This is a genomic window from Desulfothermus sp., assembly GCF_053993635.1.
The window spans coordinates 23,124-31,271 of record NZ_JBMYBT010000001.1 but is presented as its reverse complement, the minus strand read 5'-3'; the positions used below and the strand labels follow the sequence as shown (position 1 = coordinate 31,271).

Below are 8,148 nucleotides of genomic sequence, written 5' to 3'. Positions count from 1 at the left end.
GCCTCAAAGAAAAAGGTTATATTGTAGAAGACACCCCATATGGACAGAGGATATTTACTCTGAATACAAGGGTGTATGGGTATAAGGGTTAACCCCAATAAACTCAATAAACCCATGAACCTGGAACGTAGAACTTAGAACGTAGAGGGTGAATGTGTAGATGCGTGAATGGGTAAAACGGACTGTCAAGAATAAGACTAACTAGAAAGTGGTCTATATCACTGTAAAACTTTTATTATTCGCCCGGCACCTTTTTGCTATTTGTATTTTTTAGCTAACATATCTTGAGAAAAATTCCAACTCCGTCTGAGGCAAGACAAATTTAACTTACCCATTTTATTGATAGCATATAATCTACTTAATTCATTTCAAAAAATTACTCTTTTCAAATGGGTTGACTTATCTCTTGAAATCTAATTAATATTCAGGTCAATGTTTTTTAAGGAGGATAAGTTGCCTAAACTCCCCAATGATTTGCCCGAGTGTCTAGTATTTCTCTTAGGCAAGGCATATCAAAAGGCACATGGTAAATTCAAAAAGAGAATATTCCCTTATGGATTAACAAATATTCAACATTTGGTTCTAGAGGCATTATGGTACAGTCCAGGGATTAGTGCCACAGATTTAAGCAAGATCTTAATATTAGATAGGGCTACTTTGTCTGGTGTTATTGATAGAATGGTTGAAGGTGGTTGGATAATAAAAGAAAATGACCAGTTGGATAGAAGGCTTTATAAGCTCTATCCATCAAAAAAAGCAAATGAATTGAAAGATAAATTAATAATAGAAAGAGAAAAGGCAAATGAAGAGTTGTTAGTTGGTTTTAGTGAACAAGAAAAGGTTCTTTTTAAAAGGCTGTTAAAGGATTTTATTGAAAAAGATTAACAAATAGTTACAAGTTACAGGTTAAAGGGCTTAATTTTTAGGCCCTTTATTTTTTAAATAAAAATTTAGTATACAAAATAATTGAGGAGGCAGATTATGTTATTAAATCCAAAAAAAGAAAAATTTGAAAACTTAGACTACAAATCAAAGGAGTTGATGAAAGAGACAGTTGATTTTTTTGAACACAAAGGACTTGCTAAGATCAAAGAGGATGATCACGAGAGGGTGTGGTATCAAGACTTTTTGGATTTTCAAAAGGACAAGGGATTATTTGCAACCCTATTAACCCCATCTTCTTATTCTGATGATCCTGACAAGAGATGGGACACTTACAGAAATTGTGTTTTAAATGAGATTCTAGGGTTTTATGGACTTCCTTATTGGTACACTTGGCAAGTAACCATTTTGGGACTTGGTCCAATTTGGATGGGTGAAAATGAAGAGGTAAAGAAAAAGACTGTTAAGCTCTTAGAAGATGGTGGGATATTTGCCTTTGGTCTTTCAGAAAAGGCCCATGGAGCAGACTTATATTCCACAGAAATGATGTTAACTCCTTTAGGAGATGGAAAGTATGTTGCAGATGGCGGTAAATATTACATAGGAAATGGAAATGCCGCTGCACTTGTATCTATTTTTGGTAAAGATTCTGAAACTGATGATTTTGTTTTCTTTGTTGTTGATCCAAAGCATGAAAATTATGAATGTGTTAAAAATGTTGTAAATTCACAAAACTATGTTGCAGAACTTGCTCTGCATTCATATCCAATAACAGATAATGATATTTTATCCAAAGGTAAAAAATCATGGGATGATGCGTTGAATACAATCAACGTAGGAAAATTGAATTTAGGATGGGCATCAATAGGTATATGCACACATGCATTTTATGAAGCTTTAAATCATGCTTCAAAAAGAAATTTATATGGTAAATTTGTAACAGAATTTCCTCATATTAAACAACTTTTCCTTGATGCATATACAAGACTGGTTGCAATGAAAATGTTCTCTTCAAGGGCTATAGATTATATGAGAAGTGCATCATTAGATGATAGAAGATATCTTTTATATAATCCAATGGTTAAGATGAAAGTAACAACTCAAGGAGAAGAAGTAATAAATCTTTTGTGGGATGTTATTGCTGCAAAAGGATTTGAAAAAGATGTATATTTTGAAATGGCTACTAGAGATATTAGAGCACTTCCAAAACTTGAAGGTACTGTTCATGTAAACATGGCTTTAGTTGTAAAATTTATGCCCAACTACTTCTTTAATCCCAAAGAATTTGATCCTATTCCAAAGAGAACAGATGCCAAAAATGACGATTTTCTATTTAATCAAGGTCCAACTGGGGGGCTTTCAAAAGTTCTGTTCCACGATTACAATCTCATCTACAATAAATTTGATTTTCCAAATCTGAGGATTTTTAAAGAACAAGTGGAACTTTTTAAACAGATGCTTATGGCTGACCCACCAACCAAGGAACAGGCCAAGGATATTGATTACTTATTGCAATTGGGCGAGCTTTTCTCTTTGGTTGCATATGGACAATTAATTTTAGAAGAGGCTGAATTTAACAATACTGATGTTATGTTGCTAGATCAAATATTTGACTTTATGGTTAGAGATTTTTCAAGATTTGCTGTTCAACTTTACCACAAAAGATGTTCATCTCCAAAACAGATGGAATACTGTCTAAAGATGGTTAGAAAACCACAAGTTGATGACAATAGATTTGAAAAGATTTATAAAGACTATATTCTGTCTTTAGTGGATACCTATGAAATGAATCCATAGCCTTATCCTTAAGGTCCATTGCTTTTTTAAATAGAAGCAATGGACCTATTAATAACCACCATGGACAAAGAAATTTTTAACATAACTAAATTTTTTTAAAATTTGTCTTTACTTTTGGGGGCATTACACGCAATTAGTCCCTCATATCAATAACTCTTTTTGATTTTGCAAAGGTACGCGGCAGTTTTCCAATGTCCACAAGCTCCACTTCAATTCTCACCAATAACTTCTTTCTTAAGAGATCGCTGATGGTTTTCTTAAGATTTTCATCCATGTCCTTTGTCACATATTCAGCCCGCTCCACCTTTAATTTCATATGATCCAGTCCATCTTTTCTAGATAACTCTATTTGATATTCACTGCTCACCTCTGGGATTCTTTCCAAAATCTCTGCAAGTTGAGTTGGATATATATTAACCCCTCTAAAAATAATCATATCATCTGATCTTCCAACAATCCTGTCGTGCCTTGGAAGCCTTAATCCACATGGACACTCACCTGGAATCTTTCTGGACAAATCCCTTGTCCTGTATCTAATTAGCGGGGCAGCCTCTTTTCTTAAAGTAGTCACCACCATCTCTCCAATCTCTCCATCTTCAACAGGCTCAAGGGTATCTGGATTAATTATCTCCAAGATAAAGATATCTGCAAAATAGTGAATTCCAGAGTGCGCTGAACACTCTAAGCCAGTACCTGGACCATACAACTCTGTCATACCTGGAATATCAAAGGAATCTTCTAGCCCAAGAATTTGCTCTATCCTTTTCCTCATCTTAGGGGTATGTGGCTCAGCACCAAATATGGCCTTTTTTAAAGAAATATCTTCAGGATTAAGACCCATTTTGTTAACTTCCTCAGAAAGCAAAAGTGCCATAGAGGCAGTTGAACAAAGGCATGTGGGTTTTAAATCCTGCAAAAATTGTAAATGAATCTCCATATTCCCAGGACCAATTGGCAATGCAGTTGCCCCAAAATGTTCACATCCAAGCTGAAATCCAACTCCTGCTGTCCACAGTCCATATCCAACTGCAATCTGCACCCTATCTTCTTCAGTGAGACCAGCTATCTCAAAACACCTGGCCATCATCATCTTCCATACTTCCACATCATTCTTTGTATAGGCCAAAATCTTTCTCTTTCCAGTTGTACCAGAGGATGCATGAATCCTTATAACATCCTTCATGGGAACTGATAAAAAAGGAAAGGGATAATTTTCTCTCAAATCCTCTGCTGTTGTAAATGGAAGATGCTTTAAGTCATCTAAAGATTTGATATCTTCAGGCGAGATTCCATGTTCTTTTAGTCTTTTTCTATAAAATTCACTGCCATTATACACATGCTCCACTGTCCATTTAAGCCCTTTTAATTGAATATCCCTTAACTGATCTTCTGAATATTCTTTTAAAAATCTATATCCCATTTTTTCTCACCTCAATTTTTCTTAATATCTTTTAGATATAGTTATTGGATTTATTTACTTAACAACCCTAAATACCATAAAATAACCTCTTTACCAATGAGCATATACAAACATGCTGCTAAACACAAAAAAGGTCCAAAGGGAATTGGGTTTTGAGTGGTTTGATTTTGCTTTTTCAGATAATAAAGACCACCCAAAAGTCCCATAATTGAGCCAACAAACACCACAAAAGGAATTGCACTAACACCTAGTAACGCTCCAATCATAAACATGAGTTTTATATCACCTGTTCCAAGCCCTTCTCTGCCTTTAATTAGTTTGTATCCCTGCTGAATTAATAAAAAAAATCCCCCACCAACAACTGCGCCCCAAAACGACAATTTAAAAGGTACTCCAATTAATGGGGCACTTAAAAAAGCTAAGATACTTCCAGATAGGGTTAACTCGTCTGGGAGGATAAAGATCTCTAAATCAATAAAGCTAAGAATTATAAAAATACCTCCAAATAGGAGGAAAATAAAAAATGGAATTGAAAAACCAAACTTCAGATAAACACCCAAGGCCCATATAGCTGATATCAACTCAACAACTAGATATTTAATAGAAATCTTCTCCCCGCATTTTAAACATCTACCTCTTAAAATCAAATAACTAATTAGAGGGATATTCTCCCACCATGAAAGCACATGGGAACATTTTGGGCAATGAGATCTAGGAGTAACTATAGATTCTCCAGCAATATATCTATAGATACAGACATTGTAAAAGCTACCAAGACAAGCACCTAAAATAAAAGATATGAAAGCAAAAAAAATAGAATGTGTCATAGTTGTTTAGTCCTGCTCTGTTCACACTCCTCCTAAAAATCCAGGGTCTTTTTCCAGAAATATCTTATTTTGTCAACACTATCCCTTATTCTCTCTTTACCTTTATATTTAAACACTACTTGCTTTTGTTTTGTAACTTCACCAATATATGAACAAAAGTCCCCTTTAAACAAAGCCTCAAATTCATCTTTCTTATCTTTTGGTACTCCAACAACAAACCTTGATGGAGACTCAGAATACATAATTTTTTCAAATTCCATTTGAGCGGGACAACAAGGCACCGCATCTATATCGATAACTGCCCCTAAATCACCGCCAATTGCCATTTCACACACGCAAATTCCCAGTCCTCCATCAGATATATCGTGGCAGGATGATATGATCCCCATTTGTATTGCTTCATACATCTTTTTGTAACGATTTCTTGCTGAAAGCAAATCTACCTGTGGGACATAACCTGCTTTTATGTTCATTTCTAAAGCAAATTCTGAGGAGCCCATTTCATCCTTTGTAAGACCAAGGATATAGATGCATTCTCCTGATTCTTTGAAATCAGAGGTAACACATCTATGTACATCAGGGATTACGCTAATTAATGAAAACAGCACTGTTGGAGGAATAGAGATTTTAATATTTCCCATTACATAATCATTTTTCATGGAGTCCTTGCCAGAAATACAGGGCACACCAAAGCCCATACAAAAATGTGCAAGTGCCATATTTGCCCTGACAAGTTGGGCAAGTTTATAATGGCCATCAGGGGTCTTTTCAGACTGAACAGGATCGCACCAGCAAAAATTATCCACCCCTGCCATATGATAGGGATTTGCCCCAACAGAAATTGCATTTCTAATTGCCTCGTCAATTGCACAGGCCATCATCCAATATGTATCTAAATCACTGTAGCGTGGACATATACCATTAGATACAACCAACCCCCTATCCTTTGTCAAAATGGGCCTGATAACTGCTGCGTCTGATGGGCCGTCTAAAAATTCACCAACCAGTGGTTTTATTGTGCTCCCCCCTTGTACCTCATGGTCATATTGACGGATCACATATTCCCTTGAACAAATATTGAGCCTAGAGAGCATATTCCGCAAGATCTGTTTTGGATTTTCCTTTGCCTTTTCAGGCACAATAAATGGCTTTTGGGAAGGGGGATCCCATATTGCCTTTAATTTCATTTGAGGCACACCTTCATGGAAAAACTCCATATCAAGCTCTGCCACTATTTTTTCCCCATACCTTACCCTAAAATAGCCTGAATCATTAAATTCACCTAAAATTGTGGACTCAACATCCATCTCTTTTGCAAGTTGCAAAAATTTGTCTATATTTTGTTTTGGAACAGCCACACTCATCCTTTCCTGTGCTTCAGATAAGAGTATCTCCCAGGGAACAAGTCCATCGTATTTTAAAGGGACCTTTTTAAGGTCAATCTCACACCCTCCACAATCCTGTGCCATCTCACCCATTGAGGAAGAAAGTCCTCCTGCGCCGTTATCAGTAATTGCATTGTAAAGGCCCAAATCCCTTGCCTTCATCAAAAAATCATACATCTTTTTTTGGGTTATTGGATCGCCAATTTGCACTGCAGTTGCTGGAGATCCTTCGTGTAAGGCCTCTGAAGAAAAAGTTGCCCCATGTATTCCATCCTTACCCACACGTCCCCCTACCATAACAGCAAGGTCACCTTTTTCTGCCCTTTTTTCATGGGATGGCCTACCATTTATAAGCCTTGGCATAATTCCAACTGTTCCGCAAAACACAAGGGGCTTTCCAAGATATCTTTCATCAAAAACAAGTCCTCCATTTACTGTGGGAATCCCAGACTGATTTCCCCCATCTTCAACCCCTTTTCTCACTCCCTCTAAGACCCTTCTTGGGTGGAGCAGTCTAGGTGGAAGGGGTTTATCATAAAATGGAGATGCAAAACAAAATACATCTGTGTTGCAAAGCAAGTTTGCACCAAGACCAGTCCCCATTGGATCCCTATTTACGCCAACAATACCAGTTAATGCACCTCCGTAAGGGTCCAGGGCTGATGGGCTATTATGGGTCTCTACCTTAATACACACACTGTAATCTTCATCAAATTTAATGACTCCAGCATTGTCTTTAAAAACAGATAGACAAAAGTCTTTATCTCCCATTCTCTTTCTCAATATCTCTGTGGACTTTTGAATATATGTCTTAAATAGGCTATTTATTGTTCTTTTCTTATTGGTATTTTTTTCAATATATTCAATTTTTGCATTAAAGATCTTGTGTTTGCAGTGTTCAGACCATGTCTGGGCTATGGCCTCTAATTCCACATCTGTTGGATCTTGTGCAAGACCAATCTTTTTCCTGTATGCCCTAACATTCTCCTGTGAGTAGTAATTTTTTATAACCTGCATCTCGTCTAAACTCAGGGCTAAAACCCTCTGTCTGCTCAATTCCATGAGCTCATCATCATCCATCTCACTTATTTTTATCACTTCAACTTTATCAGATGATTTGCCTGTGACTTTAGGGATTTTGATATCAAATCCAGGAGAGTCTTCCCATTCATATTTTGATTTTATTCTAAACTCTTCAATTAATTCATTGCAGAGAAGATCCCTTGCTATGTGCTCTACTTGTTTTTTCTCTAATTTTCCGCAAATCAAATACTGGGTTGAAAAATACACACCTAGCTCATCTCTATCTTCAATACCAAGACCGTTTTTTATTGCCTCCTTGGCAACTCTGCCTTCATTGTCAGTAACACCAGGTCTAAATCCCACCTCAATTATCCAATCAAATCCCTTTGCAAGGGGTTTAGGAGAAGCCAAGTTTATAACAGGATCGTGTAATATGCCTTTGTCAATTATTTCATCTATGTATTTTTTCTCTAGACCTACTATTGTATAAACTTTGATCAATCTCACATCATCTAAGTCTATATTTAGGTCCCTTTTAATTTGCCTCTTCAAAGACAGACCTTTGACATCCCTGACACCCTTTAAAAGCCCTACACAAAGTCTAAACACTCCCATAAAAAGCCCCTCAATTTTTATAGAGTAAGGTTGTAAAGGAAGATTTGTATATCAGAGATGAAAAACTATCAAGAAATTTGTAAAGGCGCCCTCTTTGGATTAATCCCCAATTACAAGTAGGGGCAATCCATAAATTGCCCCTACAAATCACAAATCCACCAATCACTAATCCACCACTCACCAATCACGGATCAATGGG

5 protein-coding genes are annotated in these 8,148 nt (G+C 36.5%); 2 read left to right on the top strand and 3 right to left on the bottom strand.

Going from position 1 to position 8,148, the window contains the following annotated elements; all coding sequences use genetic code 11:
• Positions 1-453: 453 nt before the first annotated feature.
• Positions 454-885, top strand: coding sequence for a MarR family winged helix-turn-helix transcriptional regulator (locus ACY2V1_RS00120; RefSeq protein ID WP_461832759.1), 432 nt, complete (start codon positions 454-456; stop codon positions 883-885).
• 96 nt (positions 886-981) lie between these two features.
• Positions 982-2,679: an acyl-CoA dehydrogenase family protein gene (locus tag ACY2V1_RS00115; RefSeq protein WP_461832758.1), complete on the top strand. Its 1,698-nt coding sequence runs from the start codon at positions 982-984 to the stop codon at positions 2,677-2,679.
• Positions 2,680-2,812: 133 nt separating this feature from the next.
• On the opposite strand, the gene ACY2V1_RS00110 is transcribed toward ACY2V1_RS00115, so the two are convergent.
• The 3 genes from ACY2V1_RS00110 to ACY2V1_RS00100 are packed head-to-tail and all read right to left on the bottom strand — an operon-like array spanning position 2,813 to position 7,949.
• Positions 2,813-4,099, bottom strand: a complete 1,287-nt coding sequence (locus tag ACY2V1_RS00110; RefSeq protein WP_461832757.1) for a phenylacetate--CoA ligase family protein — start codon at positions 4,097-4,099, stop codon at positions 2,813-2,815.
• Positions 4,100-4,149: 50 nt separating this feature from the next.
• Positions 4,150-4,926, bottom strand: a complete 777-nt coding sequence (locus ACY2V1_RS00105; RefSeq protein ID WP_461832756.1) for a prepilin peptidase — start codon at positions 4,924-4,926, stop codon at positions 4,150-4,152.
• Between the two features lie 32 nt (positions 4,927-4,958).
• Entirely contained in the window at positions 4,959-7,949 is a 2,991-nt protein-coding gene (locus ACY2V1_RS00100) for a phosphoribosylformylglycinamidine synthase subunit PurS (RefSeq protein ID WP_461832755.1), read from the bottom strand.
• Between the last annotated feature and the right edge of the window lie 199 nt (positions 7,950-8,148).